This window comes from Novosphingobium sp. BL-S-34, assembly GCF_056857015.1.
In genome coordinates, this window is record NZ_CM166472.1 from 2,372,318 (window position 1) to 2,394,101 (window position 21,784).

Here is a 21,784-nt window from a genome sequence, read left to right on the forward strand (position 1 = left end):
CGATATCGCCAATTCTGACAGCCGCGTTGCGGATCGTTCAGGTTCGATGCCTTAAAGCTGAATGCGTACCGCGGATCGAGCCTCGAAAGGCCCCCTCCCCGGCAATGACGAGGAGATTTTGAGATGAACGCATTTTTCAAGGCAACCGCCCTCGCTGCCGCAACGGCCAGCCTGGCGACCGCTCTTCCCGCTTCGGCTGCCGTCAGCTACGCGCCGACCCACGAATTCCAGGCCCCCGGCGAACAGGAATACGGCCACGGCCGTGAGCGCTATTCGCGCGAGGACTATCGCCGCGGCTACGGCAACCGCGACCGCTACTATCGCGGCGACCGCCATTACCGCGGCAACGACCGTCGCTACGACTGCCGCCGCTCGAGCGGCACCACCGGCCTGCTGGTCGGCGGTGCGGCGGGCGCCCTGGCCGGTCGTGCCATCGACACCCGCGGCGACCGCGCCACCGGCACTGTCCTCGGCGCCGCCGCCGGCGCCCTGCTCGGCCGCGAAGTCGACCGCGGCGGTTCGCGCTGCCGCTGATAGAACCGGGCGCGGCTTGCGCCTGACAGGAACTGGCTTCCCCGTGAGGACGGCGACTTACGGGGGAGACCTCCCGAACTCCATCTGATGGGGGCGGGTGGGAGAGGGCGCTCGTGGCTTCGGCTGCGGGCGCCCTCGACCTGTTTCGGGGCTTCGCGCGCACAGGCGCTGTATGTCGATCCTCCATTCCCTGACCGCAAACCTTTGCCTGCGGGCCTTCCCGAATTGGGACGTGCGCGGGAATTCCAGCGGACAGGCCTTGAATTTCCGCCATTTACCGGGAAGTCTTGGCCGATGAACTGGATGTCGGGAAGACGCATGCGATCTTCCGGGGACAAGGACGCGACGAGGATGGCCATTATGACGAAGGTTCCGGCGCAGCACTCCGCCGCCCCGCACTTGATGCTCCTGGCTCTGGCCGGATCGCTGGCGCTGGCGGGCTGTAATGCCAAGACGAAGAAGCCCGATGCGGCCGAGAGCGAGGCCGCTGCGTCCGGTGGCCTGGGCGATCAGATCGTGGTCGATCCCGAAATGTCCGGAGAGAGCGGCGGAACCGCGGGCAAGGACGGCCCGGTCACGCTGAAGGCGGCCGATCGCACGCCGGCGGCTATCTCCGCTGCCCGGAAATCGGCCGCGGATGCTGCGGGCGGCAAGCTCCTGCCCGCGCCGGTCCCGCAGAAAGCCAGCGCCTCGGCGCTCGCCCAGAACGCCGCGACTGCCGCGCAAGTCAGCGACAGCGCGCGCGCGGCCAAGACCGATTGCTCCGCCAAAGTTCAGTATTCCGCCGCTTGGGCCGCCAAGCTGCCCGCCGCCATCCCCGTCTATCCGCGCGGCGCCGTGAAGGAAGCCGCGGGCACTGACGCTGACGGCTGCGCGCTTCGCGTCGTCAATTACGGCACGGCGGTCTCGCCCGAGGATGTCGTCAGCTTCTACTATTCGATGGCGCAGCGCGGCGGCTATACCGCCGAATATCGCATCGACGGCGGCGACCATGTGATCGGCGGCCGCAAGGCAGGGCAAGCCTACGTGGCTTTCGTGCGTAAACTGGAAGGCGGCGTGACCGAGGTCGATCTGGTCACCAGCGGGAAGTGACGGCCCCGGGTTCGTAACGACAGGGCTGACGCCCCGGGCCGTTACCGCAGTCCCACGCCGATCGCCGCGCGGGGCTGCTCCATCTCCCCGGACGCCACGGGATAGGCGCAGTAGTCCGCCGCGTAGTAGCCGGTGGGGTGGTGGTTGCCGGAAAGGCCGATGCCGCCCATCGGCGCGGCATGGCTCGGCCCCGTGGTGGTCCGGTTCCAGTTGACGATGCCGGCGCGGATATTGGCCCAGAAACGGTTGTAGTCCTGGGGACTGCCGCCCACCAGCGAGGCAGCCAGGCCGAACCGGGTATTGTTGGCCTCGGCAATCGCCTCATCGAAATCGTCGACGCGAATCACCTGCAGGATCGGGCCGAACAGTTCGACATCGGGCCGGTCCTTCATCGCCGTGGTGTCGATGATCGCCGGGCTGAGGAACGGCAGGGCGTCGTCGGTCCGCACCAGATGCTTGATCGCCCGTCCGCCGTTGCTCAGCAGGTAGAGGAAGCTCTCGGTCAGGCCGTCGGCCGCCGGATTGTCGATCACGGGGCCCATGAAAGGCGTGGGTTCGTCGAACGGCGCGCCCACGATCACCCGGTCTGCCAGCGCCTTCACTTCCGCGATGGCCTCGTCATAGAGCGCGCTCTTCACGATCAGCCGGCGCGCCGCGGTGCAGCGCTGTCCGGCGGAGGAGAAGGCGGACTGGACGATCAGCGCTGCGGCGTCGGTCAGCTTGGGCGTGTCCCAGAGGACTATGGGGTTGTTTCCGCCCATCTCCAGCGCCACCAGCCGGTCGGGCCGGGCGGCGAGGCGGCGGTTGATCGAGATCCCGGTATTGGCCGATCCGGTGAAGAGCACGCCGTCGATTCCCTCGTGCGCCACGAAATCCTGGCCCTCCAGCGGCCCGCCCACGGCAAGCTGCATGACGGCGGCGGAAATGCCCGCGCGATGGAAGCAGCGCGCCAGCATCTCGCCCGTGGCGGGGGCCTTCTCGCTCGGCTTGAAGATCACCGCATTGCCTGCGAGCAGGGCGGGAACGATGTGGGCGTTCGGCAAGTGCGCGGGGAAGTTGAAGGGGCCGAGCACGACCAGGACGCCGTGCGGCTTGTGGCGCACCGCCATTGTGCCCTGCAGTGCCGAATCGAACTTCCGCTGGCTGGTGCGCTCGGCATAGGCGCGGATCGAGACTTCGACCTTGGCGATGACGGTTTCGACTTCGGCGCGCGCTTCCCACAAGGGCTTGCCGACTTCGCGGGCGATGGTCGTGGCCAAGCGGTCGGCTTCCTTGCGCACTTCGTTGGCGAAGCGGCGCAGCAGTTCGATGCGCGTGGCGAGCGGCTGGGCGGCCCAGGTCGGCCAGGCGCGCCGGGCACGGCTCACCACATCGTCGACATCGCAAGGCTTGCCGCGCCAGATCTCCGCACCCGTGGCGGGTTCGTAGGAGATGATGTCCGTCACGTTCCTTGCCCGTTCCTGTCCGGCAGATCCCCGATCGCTGGGGACCGTTGCTGGCGGGGTGCTGTATGCGCTCGCTGTCGCGCCCATGAAGATTGATGGTCCGTTGGCTGGATAACTCGCTGTAGGACATGCTGTTGCACAGCGATCCCTACCGGGAAGCTAACGCGGCCTTTAATCCTTTGTATCAGGATGCCCCGGAGCCTTGGCTAGCAGCCTGCCCGGCGGGCGCCGGCGCCGCGCCGAGTTGCCGACCGAGTTCGCGGATTTCCGCGACCCGGGCATGGAGCGCCGACCAGTCGTCATGCCGGTCGATCCCATCCCAGATGCGCTCGACCTCGTCGATGTGCAGGCCGGGCGGGGCGGGTTGCTGCCAGAAGGGATCGGACGTTTCCGCCGCCGGGGCATAAGTGCCCAGGACTTCGCCGAAGCGATCGGCACCTGCATTTCTTCCGCCGCGATGGTGGAAGAAGAACCGCTCCGGCGCTTCCCCGCTTGCCAGCATGGCCTGTTCCGCGGCCTGGATCAGCGCATTGTCGCGCTCCAGGCCCTGCGGGGTCACGCCAAGGCGCCAGGCGAAGCGCCGGCTCATCGCCTGCTGGTAGAGCGGGGCGAAGCGGTCCAGCGCGGCCACCAGCGGCGTGGTTTCGGTCAACTGGCGCAAGGCAACGGCAAGCTGGCCGCAGTTCCACAGCACCGCCTCGGGCTGCCGGCCGAACGCGTAGAGGCCCGAATGGTCGAAATAGGCGGCGGTGAAGCGCGGGTCCCATTGCGGCAGCCAGCGCCAGGGACCATAGTCGAAGCTCTCGCCCGAGATGTTCATGTTATCGGTATTGAGAACGCCGTGGACGAAGCCGGCCACCATCCAGCTCGCGGCGAGATCGGCCATGCGTTCCACCACCTGATGGAGCAGGATCACCGCAGGTTCGTCCCGGCCGGGCGCATCCTCGGGCGGGAGATTGCCGGGATACGTTGCGAGGCAATAGGCCACGAGCTGTTCCATGTGCGCGCTTTCTTCCAGCGCGAGCAGGCGCTGGAAGGTGCCGATGCGGATATGGCCGTGGCTGAGGCGGACCATGGCTGCCGAGCGCGTGGGCGAAGGCTCGTCGCCGCGCCAGAGCGCCTCGCCGGTTTCGATCACGGAGAAGGTCTTGCTGGTGTTGACGCCCAGCGCCTCCAGCATTTCCGTGGCGAGGATCTCGCGAACCGCGCCCTTCAGTGTCAGCCTGCCGTCGCCGTCGCGGCTATAGGGCGTCTGGCCGGACCCTTTCGTGCCAAGGTCGAGCACGCGGTCCTGGCCATCCAGCATCTGCGCCTGGAGGAAGCCGCGTCCGTCGCCGATGTTGGGGTTGTAAACGCGGAACTGGTGCCCGTGATAGCGCAGGGCCAGCGGCTGGGGCAGGTTATCCGGCAGCGGCTCGAAGCGTCCGAAATGGGCGATCCAGCCGGCATCGTCGAGCCCGTTCAGCCCCACGGTGCGGGCCCAGCGGTCGTTGCGGAAGCGCAGGATATGTTTCGGAAAATCGGCAGCCGTCACCGGACTGGCGATCCAGTCAGCAATGGCCTCGATACGCGGGGCAGGACGATAGGCACTTGCTTGCGGTTCGCTTCGCATCAGGCGATAGTGGCGATCCGATGCCCGTCGATCAAGCCGGGCGGCAAGATGAGGTCGCAGCTTCGGCATGACGGTATTCGAAGATCGGTTCTGGTCGAGCCGGGACGGACTGAAGCTGCACTTTCGCGATTACCCGGGCTCCTTGCCTGATCGGGCGGGGCCGGATGGTGATGCGCCGGAAAAGGCGCAGCTTCCCCCCATCGTCTGCCTCCATGGACTGACCCGCAATGCCCGCGATTTCGACGTCCTGGCCGAGCGCCTCTCGCCGCGCTGGCGCGTCATCTGCCCCGACATGCGCGGGCGCGGAGACAGCGAATATGCGCGCGATTCGGCCAGCTACAATCCGGTCCAGTATGGCGAGGACCTGCTGGAGCTGCTGGCGCAGGAGAAGATCGACCGCTTCGTGGCCATCGGCACCTCGCTGGGCGGGCTGATGACCATGGGACTGGCGACGATGATGCCAGACCGGATCGCCGCGGCCGTCATCAACGACGTGGGGCCGTTCCTCGAACCGGAAGGGGTGGAGCGGATCAAGGACTATGTCGGGCAGGGGCGTAGCTATCCCACCTGGGTTCACGCCGCGCGCGCGATCGAATCGTCGCAGGGCGATGCCCATCCCGGCCAGCCGCTGGACTTCTGGATCGGGCGGGCCAAGCGCCTGATGACCGTATCCAACGCCGGGCGGGTGGTCTTCGACTACGACATGAAGATCGCCGAGCCTTTCCTGGGTTATGACGTGGACGACCAGCCCGATCTCTGGCCCGCCTGGGAAGCGCTGGCCGGCCGGCCGGTGCTGGTGCTGCGCGGCGCGTTGTCCGACCTGCTGTCCGCCGCCACGCTTGAGAAGATGCTGCGCCGCCTGCCGGGCGCCGAGGCGGTGACGCTGGACAATGTCGGCCATGCCCCCACTCTGGACGAGCCCGCATCCGTTGCCGCCATCGAGCGGCTGCTGGCGCAAGTCGCCTGATCGGCCGGGCCGGAACCGCCTTGCGCATTCTCCACCTTCATTCCAGCTTCGCGGCGGGCGGCAAGGAACTGCGCGCCGTGCGGCTGATGAACCTGTTCGGGCCGGGCATCGCTCACGCCGTGGTCTCGGCCCAGCCTGAGGCCTACGGCGCCGCTGCGCTGCTCGATCCGGCGGTGCCGGTGGCATTTCCCCAGGACTTTCCCGCCCTTCAAGGTCGCCCCACCCCGCGGCGGCTCTGGCGGATCGCCCAGGCCATGGCAGACTACGACCTCGTGCTCACTTACAATTGGGGTGCGATGGACGGGGTGATGGCCCATGGCCTGTTCGGCGGCCTGCTGTCGCTGCCTCCGCTCGTCCATCATGAGGACGGCTTCAACGAGGACGAGGCCGGCGGCCTCAAGCCCGCGCGCAACCGGTTCCGGCGCTTCGCACTGCGCCGTGCCTCGGCGCTGGTGGTGCCGTCGCGGCGGCTGGAGGAGATTGCACTCACGGCTTGGCGCCAGCCGCGCGAGCGGGTGCGGCTGATCGGCAATGGCATCGATTGCGCCGCCTATCTCGACCGGCCCCGGCCCGACATGCTGCCCGGCCTCATCAAGCAGCCCGGGGAGCGCTGGGTCGGCACGCTCGCGGGCCTCAGGCCGGTGAAGAATCTGCCCCGGCTGGTCCGCGCCTTCGCCGGGCTGCCCCCTTCATGGCGCCTCGTGATCCTGGGCGAAGGGCCCGAGCGCGGCGCGATCGCGGAGGCGGCGGCGCGCAGCGGCGCGGCTGACCGGGTGCACATGCCGGGCTTCGTCGCCGATCCGTCCCACGCGGTCGGTCTTTTCGATATCTTCGCGCTCTCGTCCGACAGCGAGCAGTTTCCGATCTCGGTGGTGGAAGCGATGGCCGCGGGACTGCCGGTGGCTTCGCCCGCCGTGGGGGACGTGGCGCAGATGGTATCCGGGGAAAACCGCGCCCTGATAACGCCGCCCGGAGACGAGGCCGCGCTGGCCGCCACCCTTGCGCTGCTGGCGGGTGACGATGCCCTGCGGGCCCGCCTCGGCGCCGCAAACCGCGTCCATGCCCGCAGCCACTATGACGAAGCCACCATGCTGGCCGCCTATAGCCGCACATATGGCGAAGCGCTGGGGCAAGACCGCCTGATTTGACACGCCGACATCATTCAGCAAGGCTTCACCGCGAACGGTGCAGCGATCATCACCGTTGAAAAGCCGTGGTCATTCGCTAAACAGCCCGGCAACCATCCTGATTTTTCCGCAGAAAGCGCCCGAAACTTGGCCCTGCCTCCTTCCAACAGCACCCCGACCAACCCCAAGTCTGCCGAGCGACTCGCCGCGCAGCAGGACGTTTTCCTGCGCGAGGTCGACGATGCCCTGCGGCAGGACCAGATGGAAGGCTTCTTCTCCCGCTACGGAAAGCCCGTGATCGCGGCCGTGGTCCTGGCGCTCGCGGCGTTCGGCGGCTGGCTCTACTGGAACCACCGCCAGAACGAGCAGCGCGACGCCAATGCCGAGGCTTACGTCCAGGCGATCGACAGCATGAAGTCCGGCAATCTCGATGCCGCCAAGGGCAAGCTGGAGGCCATCGCCAAGGGTTCGGGCGGCAGTCCGACGTCGGCCAAGCTGATGCTTGCGGGCATCGCTGCCGAGCAGAAGCGCCTGCCCGATGCCGTGAAGCTCTATGACGAAGTGGCCGCCGATGCCAAGGCGCCGCAGCCGCTGCGCGACCTTGCCGCCGTGCGCAGCGTGGCCGCCAATTTCGATGCCATGAAGCCCGAAGACGTGGTCGCCCGCCTCAAGCCTTACGCTGCCCCGGGCAATCCGTGGTTCGGCGTTGCCGGCGAGATGGTCGGCATGGCCTATATCAAGATGAACAAGCAGGACCAGGCAGGCCCGCTGTTCGCCGCCATCGCCAAGGACGAGCAGGTCGAATCCGGCCTGCGCAGCCGCGCACGCCAGCTTGCGGCCGTGCTCGGCGTCGACGCGATCGACGATGTGGTGGACGAACGCGGAGAGCCGCTGGGCAAAGCGCGAGACCAAGGGGCCAGCGCGCAGACCGCGCCTGCCGCCGGAGAATGAACATGGTTGAGATGACGCGCATGAAGGCCAAGCCTTTCAAAATGGGCCGCGCGGGGGTCGTATCGCTGATCGCCCTGGCGCTCGTCGCCGGTCTGTCGGGCTGCAAGTCCAACAGCAAGGGCCCGAAGACCCCCACCGTGGGCGAACGCGTGCCGATCCTGTCGCGCATCGAAAGCGGCGCCAAGGTCGATCCCTCGATGGAAGCGATCTCGGTGATCCTGCCGCCGCAGCAGGCGAACGAGGCCTGGTCGCAGGCGGGCGGCAATGCCGCCAAGTCCTACGGGCACCTGGCCCTGGCCGACAATCCCAGCCGCGTGTGGACCGCCCAGATCGCCGGTTCCACCAACCGCGCCCGCCTGGCCGCCGCGCCTGTCGTGGCCGAGGACAAGCTCTTCGTCATGGACACCGAAGGCGTCGTCCATGCGTTCGACGCGAAGACCGGCAGCTCGCTCTGGACCAAGAACTTCTCGGTTTCGGGCAAGAACGAAAGCTCGATCTTCGGCGGCGGCGTCAGCTACGACGCGGGCAACCTCTACGTCACCACCGGCCTTGGCGAAGTGGCGGCGCTCAAGGCGGCCGATGGCAGCCAGCTCTGGACGAAGAAGCCCGGCGGCCCGCTGCGCGGCTCGCCCACGATCAGCTTCAACGCCGTCTACGTGATGACGCAGGACAACCAGATCTTCGCGCTCAACGCGGCGGACGGCAATGTCCTGTGGAACGAATCGGCTTCGCTCTCGCAAGCCGGCGTCTTCGGCGTGGCCGCTCCGGCGGCCGGCCAGGGCACCGTGATCGCGGGCTATTCCTCGGGCGAACTCGTGGCCTATCGCTATGAGAACGGCCGCCAGGTCTGGTCCGACGCGCTGGCCCGCACTTCGATCTCCACCGAAGTGGGCAGCCTCACCGACGTCGACGCCGATCCGATCATCGACCAAGGCCGCGTCTACGCGCTGGGCCAGGGCGGTCGCATGGCCGCTTACGAACTGGTGACCGGCCAGCGCATCTGGGAACTCAACCTTGCCGGCATCTCGACGCCGATGGTGGTGGGCGACTGGGTCTTCACGCTGGACGACCACGCCGAAATCCTCGCCATCGCGCGCGGCACTGGCAAAGTGCGCTGGCTGACCCAGCTGGCGCGCTACAACAACGAGAAGAAGCGCAAGGGTCCGATCTTCTGGGTCGGCCCGGTCCTGGCCGGCAACAAGCTGTGGGTGGCCAATTCCCGCGGCCAGCTCGGTACCGTGGATCCGACTACGGGCAAGCTCACGCCCTTCGTCGAGCTGGGCGATCCGATCTCGCTGGCCCCGGTCGTGGCCAACCAGACGCTCTACCTTCTCGACGATTCGGGCCGTATCACGGCTTACCGTTGATCATGTCGCCGTCGCTCCGGGCCGCGCCCGGGGCGACGCGGCTGTTCGGCATTTCGCACCTCTTAACCAATTCGCGCTAGTCCGGGCGCCATGATCAGCGCCCCGAATCCCGCAAAAAGCCCGCCCGCCAGCGACGTCTCGGCCGGCGTGGGCCTGTCCGGACTGGCGGCGCTTCTCGTCTGGCTCCTGGTCTGCCGCAACTGGGCCGCGATCGCCGACGCCCTTGCACTGCCCGGTCCCCATGCGCCGATGAGCGGCCCTTACGCCTCGGTCGCCACACTCTTCGTCACCGGCTCCGCCATGGCGCTGTGGTCGGTGCTGGTCGACAAGGTGCACCGCCGCCCCTCCACCGGCATCGACTGGAACCTGCGGCGGCCTTTGTCCGAATCGGCGGAGCTGTCGATCACCAAGCTTGCGGGGCTCTGGGCCACATGGGCGCTGATCGGGGCGTTCTACTGCATCGGGCGGTGGTACTGGGACGGGCAATATCTCTTCGCCATGGAAGTGATCGGCGCGGCGGCGCTGCCGGTCCTCCTGCTGTCGATCCCTTACGTGCTCTGGCTTGACCGCAAGCTGATCGAGCCGCGCGACCAGGCCTGGCACTTCGGTGCCCTGCTGATCGGCCGCGAGGCCTGGGACGCGGAGGCGGTGAAGAAGCACGGCCGCGCCTGGGCCATCAAGGCGTTCTTCGGGGCCTTCATGATCTCGATCCTGCCCGGCGGTTTCGCGCAAGTGGTGGAGGCGAACTTCGCAGCCATGGCCCATGACCCGGTGCCGCTGGCCTCCACCGTGATCGCGCTGCTCTTCCTGATCGACGTACAGATCGGCACCGTGGGCTATATCTTCACGTTCCGCCCGCTCGACGCCCATATCCGCAGCGGCAATCCCCTGCTGGCCGGCTGGGTGGCCGCGCTCATGTGCTATCCGCCCTTCGTCTGGGGCACGATGGGGCGGGCCGACGTGATGGGCTATGAGGTCAACACCGGCGGCTGGTCCTACTGGCTGGCGGGACACACGGCGCTGCTCTGGCTCTGGGCAGTGCTCATGGTCACGCTCACGGCCGTCTATGCCTGGGCGACGTTCGCCTTCGGCCTGCGCTTCTCCAACCTCACTTACCGCGGTGTGCTGACGAACGGCCCTTACCGCTTCACGCGGCACCCGGCTTACCTCTCGAAGAACCTGTTCTGGTGGGCATCGACGCTGCCCTTCCTCGTCACCAGCCACGCGCTGACCGACATGGTGCGTAATACCGTGCTGCTGGGCGTCGTCAGCGGCATCTACTACTGGCGCGCGCGGACTGAGGAAGCGCATCTTCTGGCCGAGGACGCCAAGTACCGGGAATACCATGCCTGGATGGCGCAGAACGCGCCGATCACCCGCTCGCTCGCGCGGCTGGGCGCCTGGTTGCGGCCGCGGAACGGCGCGCTGCAGGCCGCGGAATAGCAGAGGGCATTTCCCGGGGATGATCCCATGGCCGGCGGCCAGTGGCGCCGCTGGGCATTGGGCGCCACCTTGATGGCAGGGGAGCGATGCTCACCCTGCCTGTCACTCGTTTGCCGTCAGAAGCTCTTTACCGCGTAGACCTTCGACAGGTCGCCGCCCCATTCGCCATTGTAGAGGTCGAGCAGGCGTTCGGCCGGAACCTTGCCGCTGGCGACGATCTGCGCGAGCGGTTCCAGGTAGCCGGTCTCGTTGTCGCCGCCCGCGTTGAGGCAATTGCGCGCCGCAAGTCCCGAGCGGGAGATGTCGATCACTTCCGCGGCGATCTTGCGCAGGGTCCCGCCGCCGGGCAGCGGCGCGTCGAGGCCCAGCTTCGGTACCGCGGTGCGCAGCGCCTCGCGGCCTTCCATGTCCCAGTCCTTGACCAGGTCCCAGGCCGCATCGAGCGCGCCCTGGTCGTAGAGCAGGCCGACCCAGAGCGCCGGCAGCGCGCAGATGCGGCTCCACGGGCCGCCGTCGGCGCCGCGCATTTCGAGGAAGGACTTGAGGCGCACTTCGGGGAAGGCGGTGGAGAGATGGTCCGTCCAGTCCGACAGGCGCGGCCGCTCGCCGGGAAGCACCGAAAGCTCGCCCTTGAGGAAGTCGCGGAAGGAATGGCCGGCCGCATCGATGTACTTGCCGTCGCGGAACACGAAATACATCGGCACGTCGAGCATGTAGTCGACATAGCGCTCGTAGCCGAAGCCGTCTTCGAACACGAAGGGCAGCATGCCGGTGCGTGCTGGGTCGGTGTCCGACCAGATGTGGCTGCGGTACGAGAGGAAGCCGTTGGGCTTGCCCTCGGTGAAGGGAGAATTGGCGAAGAGCGCGGTGGCCAGCGGTTGCAGCGCCAGCGAGGTGCGGAACTTCTTCACCATGTCCGCCTCGCTCGAATAGTCGAGGTTGACCTGGATGGTGCAGGTCCGCAGCATCATGTCGAGGCCCATCGTGCCCACGCGCGGCATGTGCCGCAGCATGATGTCGTAGCGGCCCTTGGGCATGATCGGCAGTTCGGCGCGGGTCTTGTCGGGCCACATGCCAAGGCCGAGGAAGGCCTTCCCGATGCGGTCGCCGATGGTCTTCACCTGGCTGAGGTGGCGCCCGGTCTCGGCGCAAGTCTGGTGCAGGTTTTCCAGCGGCGCGCCGGACAGTTCGAGTTGGCCGGCCGGCTCCAGGCTGACGGTACCGTCGTCACCCTTCATGGCGATGACGTTGCCGCCCTCGATGATCGGCTCCCAACCGAACTCGGTCAGGGCCATCAGCAAGTCGCGGATGCCGCCGGGTTCGGCATAGGACGGCGCGTGGTGATCGCCCGTGTCATAGACGAACTTTTCGTGCTCGGTACCGATCCGCCACGCCTCGCGCGGCTTTTCGCCCGCAGCCATCGGCGCGGCGAGTTGGTCCAGGCTTTCGATCACCGGATCTTCGCGATCCGAAACCTCACGGGTGCTCATGCGGCGGGAGGTAGTGCGGCCCGCGCCCGGACGCTAGAACTTTTTGTACCGAGCGGTTTGTTTCGTTTTTTCCGGGAGGTTTTTGTCGGATTTCAGGACAGGTCAGGCGCCGCGCCAATCCCCGGAAACCGCCATCCACAGGGCCGTCGCACCGATGCTCGCGGTCTCGCCGCGCAGGATTCGCGGACCCAGGGTAATCGCCCGCGCCATCGGATGCGCGCGGACGAGGGCGCGCTCCTCTTCGTCGAAACCGCCTTCCGGCCCCACCAGCAGTGCCGCCGGCCCCTCGTGCGCGGCGAAGGTGGCCGCTGCCGGCGCTCCCCCGGTCTCGTCCGCGAAATAGAGCATTCGCCCCTCGGGCCAGTCGCGAAGCAGGGCATCCAGCTTCACCGGCTCGGCGACATCGGGAAGCGCGGTGCGCGCGCATTGTTCGGCCGCTTCGGTAACGATCGTCGCCGCGCGCTCGGCATTGAGCTTGTCGGCCACGCAGCGGCGGGTGACGAGCGGCTGGATGCGCGCGACGCCCAGCTCTGTCGCCTTTTCCAGCACGAGGTCGAAATTCGGCTTCTTGAGCAGGGCCGCGCAGAGCCAGAAATCGGGCACCTCCTCGCGCGGACGCAGTTGCTCGCGCACTTCCAGTTCGACATCCCGCTTGCCCGCGGATGTCACGGCGCAGGCCCATTCGCCGGTCTCGTCGTCGCAGAGGATGACGGCGTCGCCCGGGGCGACTCGCATGACCTTGGAGAGGTAGTGCGCCTGCCCGCCTTCGATGACGAGGGTGCCGCCCAGGCTCAGCGGCCCGGTGACGAAAAGACGCGGCGCGCTGCGCGGCGGCCAGGCGGGGGTGGCGGCCATGATCTGGATGAATCTCCGGGGAAAGTTGCGGCCGCCTTTTCGCGCGAAGCCCGCCTGCATGCAACTGGCGTGCAGGCGGGACGTGTGCACCAGGAACCTTGGGGCATGACAGTTTCGCCATGATAGGCTACTCGTCCTGGCGTGAACGACTCTCTACTCGTCCCCGATACGCAGCATCGCGGGCTTGTCGCTGCCCTGCCGAGGACGCCGCGCGCCTATGCCATGCTGGCCCGTTTCGATCGCCCGATCGGCTGGTGGCTGCTGTTCTGGCCTTGTGCCTGGGGCGTGCTGCTGGCGGGCGGAGAAGCGCGCTGGGGCCTGATCCTCTGGCTGCTGCTCGGCTCGATCGCGATGCGCGGCGCTGGCTGCGTGCTCAACGACATCGTCGATGCCGATCTCGACCGCAAGGTGGCCCGCACGGCCTCCCGCCCCGTGGCCAGCGGCCAGGTCAGCCGCAAGGCAGCGGCGATCTGGCTGCTTTCGCTCTGCGCGGTGGGCCTCGTGGTGCTGTTCCAGCTGCGCTGGCAGGCGCAGCTCGTGGCGCTGGGCAGCGTGGCGCTGGTTGCCGCCTATCCTTTCATGAAGCGGATCACCTGGTGGCCGCAGGCCTGGCTGGGCCTGGTCTTCACCTGGGGCGTGCTGGTCGGCTGGGTCGAGATCCGGGGCGACCAGCTGGCGGTGATGGCCGCGCTCTATGCCGGCTCGATCTTCTGGTGCATCGGCTACGACACGATCTACGCCCTGCAGGACCGCGAGGACGACGCCGTCGTCGGGATCCGCTCCTCGGCACTCCGCCTCGGCAGCCACGTCCGCGGCGGCGTGGCCGGTTTCTACGCGCTGGCGACGGCGTTCTGGGCGCTGGGGTTCTGGACCCTGCGGCATGACTGGGTGGCGCTGGTCGCGCTCGTGCCGGTGGCGCTCCATCTCGGCTTCCAGATCGTGACGCTCGATACCGAGGATGGTGAGAACGCCCTGACGCGGTTCCGTTCGAATCGCGATCTCGGCCTGGTGATGGCGCTGGCCTGCTGGGTCGTCGGCAACGCCGGGATCATCTGATCGACCGGGCGGGCCATGTGCAACCTCTACCGCATACGCAAGGCCACGGACGAGATTGCAGGACTGTTCCGGGCCTCGGCGGAACCGGCCGCGAACCTGGGCGAGGAAGTCTATCCGGGCTATCCGGGGCTGGTCGTTGCGGAAGAACGGGTCCAGGCCATGACCTGGGGCTTCCCGCTCGCCCAGACCGGCAAGCGCGGGCAGGCCATCAAGCCGAAACCGATCAACCAGGCGCGGGGCGACAAGCTCGGCACCGCGTTCTGGCGCTCCAGCTTCCAGATGCGCCGCTGCCTCGTGCCTTTCAGCGCCTGGGCCGAGCCGGAAGGCGACAAAGGCGCGATGACGCGCACCTGGTGTTCGCTGGAGCAGGAAGATCCCTTCGCCGTCGCGGGCATCTGGCGGCCGACGGTGGAATGGGGCAAGGCCTTCGCCGTAGTCATGGTCGACCGACCCGAACCCATCGTGGCCAACCACGGACGGGTGCCGCTCATTCTCGTCCGTGAAGACTGGGCGCTATGGGCCGGGGACGACGCGGATGCAGCGCTTGGATTGTGCCGCCCCGACACGCATCGGCTGGTGATCGACCGCACCGATGCGCCCTGGAACGCGGGCCGGATCGCGGTCAGTCGTAGCTGACCAGTTCGAATTCGATCCCGTCCCAATCGAAGAAATAGAACCGCCGGCCCGGTTCGTAGTCGGCATGGTTGAACGGCTCCAGCCCGGCGGCCACCACGGCCCGTTCCGCGGCGTCCAGATCGCTCACCACCAGTCCGACATGGTTGAGCGGGCTGCCCTTGGGAAAGCGATCGTGCCCCTTCCGGTCGGTATAGACGGCGATGTAGCTGAAATCCCCGCCGACATGGATCGTCTCCCCGCCGTTCAGCGCGGGCCCGCGCCAGCGTTCGTGCCAGCCCAGCAGGTTCTGGAGCAGGGCGGAGCTGCGATCGATGTCGCTGACGGTGATATTGGCGTGTTCGAGGCGGCCCTGGGCCATCTGGCATCTCCTGTGCGTCGCCGGGCAACTTGCCGGCTTGGCTTTGATGCATCCTCAAGTTAACTTGAGATCAAGCGCTTTTTGCAGAAGGACGGCGTGATTTGCAGAAGGACGGGAGGGTCGAGGACCGATTCATCACCATCGGCTATCTGGCGCGGCGCACGGGCGTCGCGGTTTCGGCCATTCGTTTCTACGAGGAGCGGGGCCTGCTGACCTCGCTGCGGACGGCGGGGAACCAGCGCCGCTTCCTGCGCTCGGATATCCGGCGGGTCAGCTTCGTACTGATCGCCCAGAAGCTGGGACTGGCCCTTGCCGAGATCGAGCGCGAACTTTCGGCCCTGCCGCAAGGCCGCACGCCCACCCTGGCGGACTGGGAAACGATCAGTCTGTCGATGCGGCAGGCGATCGACGCCAGGATTGCCCTGCTGGAACTGACACGGCGCAAGCTGGACGAGTGCATCGGCTGCGGCTGTCTCAGCCTGGCGAAATGCCGCCTCTACAACCGCGAAGACGAGGCCGCCACGCTGGGACCGGGGCCGCGCTTCGTGCTCAAGTAGTCTCTGCGGTCTTGCGGATGGAAGCGAGGATGCGGCTGCGAATGAGGCCGCTCACCGGCCGGATCAGCAGCCAGTAGAAGCGAAACTTTCGGCGCGAGACCGCGTCGGGGCAGAACACGCGGGTCTCGGTGGTGAGGCGGTGTGCGCCGCCCGGCAGGGATGCGACTTCGAAGCTCAGGGCGAGGCGCGGAACGCCGGCCGCCTCGAAGTCCCGAAAGGCGGAACCGTCCGTGATCGGGCGAAGTCCATAATCGGGGCGCCAGAACTGCCCGGCGAGACCGTAGACCAAGGCCCGGTCGGTCCGCTCCAGCAGCGTGAAGTTCTGCATCCCGAATGGCTTGCTGCCTCGCCGCCCAAGCAGGCGAGCCGGCATTTCGCGCAAGCCGATCATGGCGCGAAAGAAAAGATCGTCCTCGGGCTTGTAGCGCCCTGCCGCGTTCAGGATCGGCGCCGCATCGGCCGCGATCCGGCAGGAATGGGTTTCCGAGAACTGATAAAGCGGCAGGTAACTGTCAATCAAGGGCATGGGCGCAGCCGGGCTATTCCGCCGCCAGCAGTTCCTCGGCGCCGACCAGATCGACGCTGACGAGGCGGGAGATGCCCTTTTCCACCATGGTCACGCCGAACAGGCGGTGCATGCGGCTCATCGTCACGGCATTGTGCGTGACGATCAGGTAGCGCGTGTCGGTTTCCTGCGTCATTGCTTCGAGAAGATCGCAGAAACGCTCGATATTGGCATCGTCGAGCGGCGCGTCGACTTCGTCCAGCACGCAGATCGGCGCGGGATTGGTCAGGAACAGCGCGAAGATCAGGGCGACAGCGGTGAGGGCCTGCTCGCCGCCCGAAAGCAGGGTGAGCGACTGGAGGCGCTTGCCCGGCGGCTGGGCGAAGATCTCCAGCCCGGCCTCCAGCGGATCGTCCGAATCGACGAGCGCGAGATGGGCCTGCCCGCCCTGGAACAGGCGCGTGAAAAGGCGGCGGAAATGGCCGTCGACGGCCTCGAAGGCGGCACGCAGGCGTTCGCGGCCCTCGCGGTTGAGGTTGCCGATCGAGCCGCGCAGGCGGTTGACGGCTTCGGCCAGTTCGGTCTTTTCGTTGATGCTGGTGCCGAGCTGGGCTTCGGCCTCGGCGAGTTCGGTTGCGGCGACGAGGTTGACCGGCCCGATCCGTTCGCGCTCGGAGACGAGCCGCTCCATGGCGACCACTTCGTCCTGCGCCTCGCGCACGTCGCCCGGGGCGAAAGCGAAGCGTTCGGGCAGGACCGGCGGCGGGCACTGGAAGCGTTCGCCCGAGACGCGGGTCATCTCGACGCGGCGGGCATCCTCGTTCTCGGCGCGGGCGGCCGCACCGGCGCGGTTCTCGCGGGCACTGGCCAGCGCTTCCTGCGCGGCGGCCAGCGCGGCGTCGGCCTTGCGCGCGGCATCGGTGACGAAAGCGACGGCGGCTTCGGCCTTGCCCAGTTCCTCGGCAATGCGGTTGCGCACCGCCTCGCCCTGTTCGATCTGGGCCATGAGCGACGCGGGCTTGGCGGCGACGACGGCGCGCTCGGTCTCGATTTCATCGAGCCGGCCGGCCATCTGGGCAAGGCGGTTGGCGGCATCGCCGGCGCGCGATTGCCAATTGCGGATGTCGCCGCGCTGCGAGGCGGTACGCTCGCGCGCGACGGCCAGAGCCTGGTCGTGCGAGGCGAGCGTGGCGGTGGAAATCTGAAGCGTGGCGCGCGTGGCCTCGTTCTTTTCGCGCGCGACGACGAGCCCGGCCCGGCCCTTTTCCGGATCGGGCAGGACAGACCGTTTGCCTTCGGCGCCGGCGATGTCCCGTTCCGCGGCCTGGCGCTGCTCGGCCAGATCGGCTTGGGCGCGGCCTATTTCGGCGCGGCGCGTTTCGTCGCGGATGCGGGCATCCTCGGCCTGGTCCACCGCGCGCAGGGCGGCGCGTTCGGCATTGGCGGCATCGGCAATGGTTCGCTCGGCGGCGACCACGGCGGCGGCATGGGCGGAGAGTTCCTGCTGCACCGCGTTCTGGCTTGCTTCGGCGGCGGAGACGGCCGCGCGCAGCGGTGGAAGCTGGGCATCGAGCTGGGCGAAGCGGTTCTCGGCCTCAAGCCGAGCGGCTTCGGCGGCGCCTTCGCCGCGCGCGACGAAGCCGTCCCAGCGGCGCAGCGCGCCGGTGCGCGTGACCAGCCATTCGCCTTTGCCGAGCGGCCGGGCATCGTCTTCCTCGACCACATGGACGAGCGCCAGGCGGGCCGCGAGTTCCGGCGGGCATTGGGTGACATGGGCGGCCAGGCTGTCGGCTACCGGAGCAGGGGCCTCGGAGCCGGTCCAGAACCGGCCGTCGGCCCTGGCGACTTCGCCCAGGGGGGCCTTGGCATCGCGGCCGAGCACGGCAGCGACGGCGCGTTCGTATCCCGGAGCGGCCCGCACCGCGTCGATCGCGACGGGCAGGCCATGCGCGGCCTTGGCGCCTTTGGCGCGGGCCTCGCGGTCGCGGGTGAGGGCAGTATGCTCGCGCTCGATGCCGGTAAGGTCGGCGCGGGCGGCGGCGAGGGCCGAGGCCGCGGCGTCGCGCTCGGCCTGGAGTTCGGTCTTGCGGGCCTGCTGCGCCTCCAGCCCGGCGCGGGCGGCGGCCAGAGCGGCCGTACCGGCTTCGGCCCTGGCCTTGGCTTCGGTAACCGCCGCTTCGAGATCCCCGGCAGCGGCCAGCGCTTCGACCTGGGCTGCGAGGCGGGCCTCTTCGGCGGCCAGCCGGCCCAGACGGGCGCGGGCCTGCGAGAGTTCGGCTTCGGCAATGCGCCATTCGGCCTCGACCCCTGCCTGCGCGGCAGTGGCCTGCGCCAGGTCGAGTTCGGCGGCGCGAGCCGAGCGTTCCGCGCCTTCGAGGGCATTGGCCAGGCGCGGACGCTGGGCTTCGTCCTGTTCCAGCTGCTTTGCGCCTTCGGCCAGATCGCGCTCCAGACGGGCGAGGGCCTCGGCCGCGTCGCGGGTCATGCGGTCGGCGTCGCCGCGGTCCTCGTCGAGGCGCGTCTTCTGGCGGTCGAGATCCTTGAGCCGCTGTTCGGCGGCTTCGAGCTGGCTGGTGAGCGTCGCCATGCGGTGACCCTGCGCGCTGGCATCGTCACGGCGGTCGGCCAGTTCGTCGCGGGCTTCCACGAGGGCCTCGGCCGCCTTGGCCTGCGCGTCCTGCGCCTGTTTCGCCGCCTCCTGCGCGGCGCTCACGCCTGCTTCGGCGCCTTGCGCTTCCTTGCGGGCGGCATCGGCGGCCTCTGCCGCGTCGCGCCAGCGAGCGAAGACCAGCCGCGCTTCGGCCAGCCTGATCTGGTCCGACAGGGCGGTATAGCGCTCGGCCGCCTTGGCCTGGCGGCGCAGGCCGGCGACCTGCTTGTCGAGCCCGGCCATGAGGTCTTCGAGGCGCGAGAGATTGGCTTCGGTGGCGCGCAGTTTCTGCTCGGCGTCCTTGCGGCGGACGTGAAGCCCGGCAATGCCGGCCGCTTCTTCCAGCATGGCGCGGCGTTCGGCCGGCTTGGCGGCGATGACTGCGGCGATGCGGCCCTGGCTGACGAGCGCGGGGCTATGCGCGCCCGTGGCGGCATCGGCAAAGACCAGCGAGACGTCCTTGGCGCGCACGTCGCGGCCATTGATGCGATAGGCGCTGCCGGCGCCGCGCTCGATGCGGCGGACCACTTCGAGTTCCTCGCGCACCCCGTTTCCGTCAGGCGCGGCATCGGCCTGGAGCACCACTTCGGCGAAGGCGCGGGGCGGGCGCGTGGCCGTGCCCGCGAAGATCACGTCTTCCATGCCGCCGCCGCGCATCGACTTGGCCGAGCTTTCGCCCATGACCCAGCGGATCGCTTCGAGCAGGTTGGACTTGCCGCAGCCGTTAGGGCCGACCACGCCGGTCAGCCCTGGTTCGATGCGCAATTCCGCCGGCTCTACGAAACTCTTGAAACCGCTGAGCTTGAGCCGTTTTATGCGCATCTTCGTATCGTTCGATTCAGACGGGCGGGCGCATCAGCGCGCGCCGGCCTCCTGCAGCTTGGCTTCCAGTTCCTTCCAGCCCATCGAACCGACATTGCTGCCGTTGATGATGAAAGTAGGCGTGCCGTTGACGTTGAATTCGGTCGTCGCCTTCTGGGTCTGGTCGGCGAAGGCCTTGGCCTTGGCGGCATCGGCCAGGCAGACCTTGCCCTGGTCGCGCGAAATCCCGCGCGACGCGAAGAATTCGGTCATGCCGCCGACTTCGGCGATGGCCGCCATCTGCTGGTCCTTCGGCAGGTTCTGGATTTCCTTCATGCGGGCGTCGCCGGCCGACTGAAGGTTCTGGAACATGTTGGGCTGCCAGGCCCAGAACTGCTCGCTGAGCGGCAGGACCGCCTCGGTCGCGCCGCAAGTGGCGAGCAGCGATGCCGGGATGTCGAAGGCGTTGAGCATGAAGTAGCGCAGTTCGTAGCTGACGCGGCCGCTGGCGACGTAATCCTCGCGCAGCTTGTCGTAGCTTTCATGCGCGAATTCGGCGCAGTGCGAGCACGACAGTGCGCCATATTCCACCAGCTTGATCGGGGCGTCGGGATTGCCGATGCGATAGCCGCCCTCTGCGGTCTTCACGACGTTTTCGGCCCAGGCCTTGCCGGCGGGGGCGGCGACCGTGGGCAGGGCCTGCGCCGACTTGGGCGCTTCGCCCGGCGTGCCGGCGTCCTTCTTGCCGCAGGCGGCAAGGCCGAGCGCGAGCGGCGCGGCGATCATTCCAAGGGCGATGGTGCGCAGGGCGGTCTTGCGGATCATGTCGGCGAATCCTTGTGAGAAGGCGGGGAAACTAGCCCACAGTCGGGGCGGATAACAGCGGAGGGGGGCGGAAGGACAGGCGCTTTCCCACAGGAAACCGCCCTTTTCCGGTAGTTCAGACCGAACCCTTGCGCTTCGCGGCCATCTGGTCGGTGATCTCCTTGGAGAGAGTCGGCCAGTCGTGTGCGTCGAGCAGCTTGCCGTTGAGAATGAAGCTGGGCGTGGAATTCACGCCGTTCTTGGCCACGGTGGCCTGCTGTTGCTTGATGGTATCGAACACCGCCTCGTTGGCGAAGCAGGCATCGGCCTGGGTACGGGTCATGCCCCAGGCGGCGACCCTGGAGTAGAAATCGAGGTCGCTGGCGATGGCCTTCATGCGTTCGGGCAGGGCGCCCTGGTACCAGCGCTTCTGCTGCTCCTCGCCGATCTTTTCCAGCTTGGCCATCCAGGTGTCCTGGCTGGCGAGGAAGGCGTTGTGGCGCACGAAGAAGCGCTTGGGATCGCCGCAAGTCGTCAGCATCGAGATCGTCAGGTCGATCGGGTTGCGCAGCAGGGTGGTCACGGTCACGCCGATCTGGCCCTTGGGCACCATGGTGAGGCGCAGCGTGGGATCCGCCTCGCGGTTGAAGTGCGCGCAGTGCGGGCACGTGTAGCTGACGAATTCCGTGAGCTGCATCTCGGCCTTGGGGTTGCCGTACATGTGGCTGCCGTCGCCCGTCACCACGATCTGGTTCGCCCAGTTCGAGGCGGGGTTGGAGCTGGGCGCCAGTGGCTTGTGAGCGGGCTTCGTGGCGGCGACGCTTAACAGGGCCGCTGCGGCAAGGAAGACGAGACGGGGGGCGGCAAGACGCAACGTGGACTTCATCACTGCTTTTCCTGATCTTGCATGGGATCATCCTGGGCACCGAGGCTTCGGGCCAGCGATTCTAGCACCGCGCGAAGTTCGGGATCGCCGATATCGCGCAGCGATTCGCCCAGTTCGAGCGGTACGGGCTTGAGAGAGGGCGGAGCCGCCTTGGGCCGCGTGGCAGCCGGTGCCTTAACCTCACCTTGCCGGATTTTCACTTTGGCTACAGCCTTGTAGCCGAAGAAGCGGTTCACCCGGTCCATGATCTCGGGCACGACGTGCTGGATCATCGGGGCATGGGCGGCCAGCACCACGAGCTGGAGAATGCCGTCGCACTTTTCGCCGGGCGGGAAGCGGATCGATTCGGGGGCGCAGACGCGGGCGTGGCGCAGGCCGACGATCTCGGGCCAGCGCGTCACCACGCTGGACTGTACGAAACCGAAGCGGCGGAAAGCGGTGCGGCCCACTTCGGGCATGAGGTCGGAAATCTGGCGGGCCTGGCCGCCCCGCGCGCGCTCGAACCGCTTCGGGGCGCCGGCCTTGGACTCGCCGCCGGCCGGGGCTTTGCCCGCGGCTTTGACCACGCCTTTCGCCGCGCCTTTGGCGGACTTCGCCGCCTTTTCCGTTCCTTTGCTTGGATGCCGTTCCATTGTTGCCGCTCCAATG

20 protein-coding genes are annotated in these 21,784 nt (G+C 67.9%); 10 read left to right on the forward strand and 10 right to left on the reverse strand.

Features of this window, described 5'->3' with window-relative positions; genetic code table 11:
- Positions 1–123 precede the first annotated feature (123 nt).
- Positions 124–534: a glycine zipper 2TM domain-containing protein gene (locus AC1VV3_RS11305; RefSeq protein WP_132268093.1), complete on the forward strand. Its 411-nt coding sequence runs from the start codon at positions 124–126 to the stop codon at positions 532–534.
- A 360-nt stretch (positions 535–894) separates the two neighbouring features.
- Positions 895–1,626, forward strand: a complete 732-nt coding sequence (locus tag AC1VV3_RS11310; RefSeq protein WP_482961787.1) for a hypothetical protein — start codon at positions 895–897, stop codon at positions 1,624–1,626.
- A gap of 41 nt (positions 1,627–1,667) precedes the next feature.
- On the opposite strand, the gene AC1VV3_RS11315 is transcribed toward AC1VV3_RS11310, so the two are convergent.
- Both AC1VV3_RS11315 and AC1VV3_RS11320 read right to left on the reverse strand, forming a co-directional pair.
- Positions 1,668–3,071 carry a succinylglutamate-semialdehyde dehydrogenase gene (locus AC1VV3_RS11315; protein ID WP_482961788.1) on the reverse strand — a complete coding sequence of 468 codons (1,404 nt, stop codon included), beginning with the start codon at positions 3,069–3,071 and terminating at the stop codon, positions 1,668–1,670.
- 184 nt (positions 3,072–3,255) lie between these two features.
- A complete protein-coding gene (locus AC1VV3_RS11320) occupies positions 3,256–4,683 on the reverse strand; it encodes a protein adenylyltransferase SelO family protein (RefSeq protein WP_482961789.1) in 1,428 nt (475 codons plus the stop codon).
- Positions 4,684–4,750: 67 nt separating this feature from the next.
- Between AC1VV3_RS11320 and AC1VV3_RS11325 the strand changes: the two genes are divergently transcribed.
- The 5 genes from AC1VV3_RS11325 to AC1VV3_RS11345 all read left to right on the forward strand — a co-directional run bounded on the left by AC1VV3_RS11325 (position 4,751) and on the right by AC1VV3_RS11345 (position 10,538).
- Positions 4,751–5,650, forward strand: coding sequence for an alpha/beta fold hydrolase (locus AC1VV3_RS11325; protein WP_482961790.1), 900 nt, complete (start codon positions 4,751–4,753; stop codon positions 5,648–5,650).
- Between the two features lie 20 nt (positions 5,651–5,670).
- A complete protein-coding gene (locus AC1VV3_RS11330) occupies positions 5,671–6,798 on the forward strand; it encodes a glycosyltransferase family 4 protein (RefSeq protein WP_442046414.1) in 1,128 nt (375 codons plus the stop codon).
- A 126-nt stretch (positions 6,799–6,924) separates the two neighbouring features.
- Complete coding sequence (locus AC1VV3_RS11335; protein WP_482961791.1) at positions 6,925–7,728, forward strand: tetratricopeptide repeat protein; 804 nt, start codon at positions 6,925–6,927, stop codon at positions 7,726–7,728.
- Positions 7,729–7,739: 11 nt separating this feature from the next.
- The gene (locus AC1VV3_RS11340; RefSeq protein WP_482962094.1) at positions 7,740–9,095 is read left to right on the forward strand and encodes an outer membrane protein assembly factor BamB family protein; all 1,356 of its coding nucleotides are present in this window, start codon (positions 7,740–7,742) and stop codon (positions 9,093–9,095) included.
- Between the two features lie 90 nt (positions 9,096–9,185).
- Entirely contained in the window at positions 9,186–10,538 is a 1,353-nt protein-coding gene (locus AC1VV3_RS11345; protein WP_482961792.1) for a methyltransferase family protein, read from the forward strand.
- 116 nt (positions 10,539–10,654) lie between these two features.
- Here AC1VV3_RS11345 and AC1VV3_RS11350 read toward each other — a convergent pair whose 3' ends face one another.
- Complete coding sequence (locus AC1VV3_RS11350; protein ID WP_482961793.1) at positions 10,655–12,028, reverse strand: glutamate--cysteine ligase; 1,374 nt, start codon at positions 12,026–12,028, stop codon at positions 10,655–10,657.
- Between the two features lie 102 nt (positions 12,029–12,130).
- A complete protein-coding gene (locus AC1VV3_RS11355) occupies positions 12,131–12,883 on the reverse strand; it encodes a 16S rRNA (uracil(1498)-N(3))-methyltransferase (protein ID WP_482961794.1) in 753 nt (250 codons plus the stop codon).
- 141 nt (positions 12,884–13,024) lie between these two features.
- Between AC1VV3_RS11355 and ubiA the strand changes: the two genes are divergently transcribed.
- Positions 13,025–13,939 carry a 4-hydroxybenzoate octaprenyltransferase gene (gene ubiA, locus AC1VV3_RS11360; RefSeq protein ID WP_465127867.1) on the forward strand — a complete coding sequence of 305 codons (915 nt, stop codon included), beginning with the start codon at positions 13,025–13,027 and terminating at the stop codon, positions 13,937–13,939.
- Positions 13,940–13,954: 15 nt separating this feature from the next.
- Positions 13,955–14,575 (forward strand): SOS response-associated peptidase, encoded by a 621-nt coding sequence (locus tag AC1VV3_RS11365; RefSeq protein WP_482961795.1) that lies wholly within the window; start codon positions 13,955–13,957, stop codon positions 14,573–14,575.
- Here the strand turns inward: AC1VV3_RS11365 and AC1VV3_RS11370 are convergent.
- On the reverse strand, positions 14,562–14,933 hold the full coding sequence (locus tag AC1VV3_RS11370) for a VOC family protein (RefSeq protein ID WP_442046411.1): 372 nt from the start codon (positions 14,931–14,933) through the stop codon (positions 14,562–14,564). The two genes, AC1VV3_RS11365 and AC1VV3_RS11370, sit on opposite strands and share 14 nt — an antisense overlap.
- A gap of 101 nt (positions 14,934–15,034) precedes the next feature.
- Between AC1VV3_RS11370 and soxR the strand changes: the two genes are divergently transcribed.
- Positions 15,035–15,490: a redox-sensitive transcriptional activator SoxR gene (soxR, locus tag AC1VV3_RS11375; RefSeq protein WP_482961796.1), complete on the forward strand. Its 456-nt coding sequence runs from the start codon at positions 15,035–15,037 to the stop codon at positions 15,488–15,490.
- Here soxR and AC1VV3_RS11380 read toward each other — a convergent pair.
- The 5 genes from AC1VV3_RS11380 to AC1VV3_RS11400 all read right to left on the reverse strand — a co-directional run bounded on the left by AC1VV3_RS11380 (position 15,483) and on the right by AC1VV3_RS11400 (position 21,768).
- Entirely contained in the window at positions 15,483–16,016 is a 534-nt protein-coding gene (locus AC1VV3_RS11380) for a hypothetical protein (RefSeq protein WP_482961797.1), read from the reverse strand. The genes soxR and AC1VV3_RS11380 overlap by 8 nt on opposite strands.
- Before the next feature lie 13 nt (positions 16,017–16,029).
- The gene (gene smc / locus AC1VV3_RS11385) at positions 16,030–19,467 is read right to left on the reverse strand and encodes a chromosome segregation protein SMC (protein ID WP_482961798.1); all 3,438 of its coding nucleotides are present in this window, start codon (positions 19,465–19,467) and stop codon (positions 16,030–16,032) included.
- 33 nt (positions 19,468–19,500) lie between these two features.
- Positions 19,501–20,271, reverse strand: a complete 771-nt coding sequence (locus AC1VV3_RS11390) for a thioredoxin domain-containing protein (RefSeq protein ID WP_132268117.1) — start codon at positions 20,269–20,271, stop codon at positions 19,501–19,503.
- A gap of 115 nt (positions 20,272–20,386) precedes the next feature.
- Complete coding sequence (locus AC1VV3_RS11395; RefSeq protein ID WP_132268118.1) at positions 20,387–21,136, reverse strand: thioredoxin domain-containing protein; 750 nt, start codon at positions 21,134–21,136, stop codon at positions 20,387–20,389.
- Entirely contained in the window at positions 21,136–21,768 is a 633-nt protein-coding gene (locus AC1VV3_RS11400; protein ID WP_465127871.1) for a DUF721 domain-containing protein, read from the reverse strand. Before AC1VV3_RS11400 ends, AC1VV3_RS11395 begins: the two co-directional genes overlap by 1 nt.
- Positions 21,769–21,784 lie beyond the last annotated feature (16 nt).